This is a genomic window from Syntrophomonas sp. UBA5494 (assembly GCF_002426325.1).
In genome coordinates this window covers 20,843-22,046 of record NZ_DIPG01000043.1, presented here as the reverse complement: position 1 = coordinate 22,046, position 1,204 = coordinate 20,843, and the positions used below count along the sequence as shown (strand labels likewise).

Below are 1,204 nucleotides of genomic sequence, written 5' to 3'. Positions count from 1 at the left end.
CGCTCAATCAACGTACTATTTGTACGACTCAATCGCGGGCCTATTGAGCGCCTTGCTCTTCGCTTCCGTCGTTCGCTCTGCCCGAATTCAGTTAATTGTTTCTGAACAAACTGCCCCAGCGCTGATCGACCCGTTCTACGATGTCTTCCCGGGGCACCAACTCAGCCGGATATTCCGGTTTCATACGGGCGTCGATTATAAAGGGCAGCCGGTATTCGATGGCATTCCGGTGCATGTGCTGCTGTGCATGAATATCGAGCATGGGGTCGAAACGGGTGAATACGGTCCACAAGAAAGAGGTCTGATCGGATATCGAATCAATATCATCCACAAGTATCACCAGGGGCCAGGATTGCAGTTCTGCATGAGCCGCTTCGGTCAACTGCGCCCCCAACCCCGGTTCTTGCTCATAGCTGGCTCCGGATATGAGCAGGCACCCGGAGCAATAGGGCTTTATCTTATCAATCCGGGGAAGGGGGTTTCCGCTATAATTCCGGGGTAATTCGCGCACCGGGTTGCCGATGCCTATGATGATCGCTTTGCTGCCCTGATTATATTTGCGGCCGGTGTAATCCAGTGTATCCATGGAGGTATTGTGCAGAATTACAAGGTCCCGTCCAGGATCGAGCCGCATCAGGATAGTCTCCAGGAGATGCGGAAAATCGCGCAGGTCTAAAGCCACGTCGGTTACCAGCAAAACCTTGGTGAGGCTAAGCTGACCTTCACCCAGGATGCGGAAGCTGTGGGCCAGGGCTTCGCGGAAGTAGCTCTCCCTGACCACGGCCGCGCTCAAGGTATGAAAACCGGCTTCAGCATAACTGCGCAGGTCCTTGACCCCGGGCATCAGCAGCGGAAAGATGGGGCTGATCAATTCCTGCATCCACTCCCCGATGTAATAATCCTCCTGTCTGGGTTTGCCGACAACGGTGGCAGGATAAATGGCATCGGAGCGATGGTAAAGCTGTGTTATGTTAAACACCGGGAAATCATGCACCAGAGAATAGTAGCCATAATGGTCGCCGAATGGTCCTTCCGGCTTGCGTACATGGGCGGGAACCACCCCGCACAGGGCAAACTCGGCTTCTGCCACCAGGGGATGGGGATGGCCGGCTATCTTAGTCATGGCAATTTTGTCTCCCAGCAGGAATGAAGCGTAAAGCAGTTCCGGCAAAGGTTCCGGCAGAGCCGTGATGGCGGCAACGGT

At 54.7% G+C, this 1,204-nt stretch carries 1 protein-coding gene; it reads right to left on the bottom strand.

What is annotated here, in order from left to right:
- Positions 1–91 precede the first annotated feature (91 nt).
- The coding region (locus B3W37_RS04865) for a UbiD family decarboxylase domain-containing protein (protein WP_483174953.1) at positions 92–1,204 on the bottom strand (1,113 nt) is incomplete at its 5' end.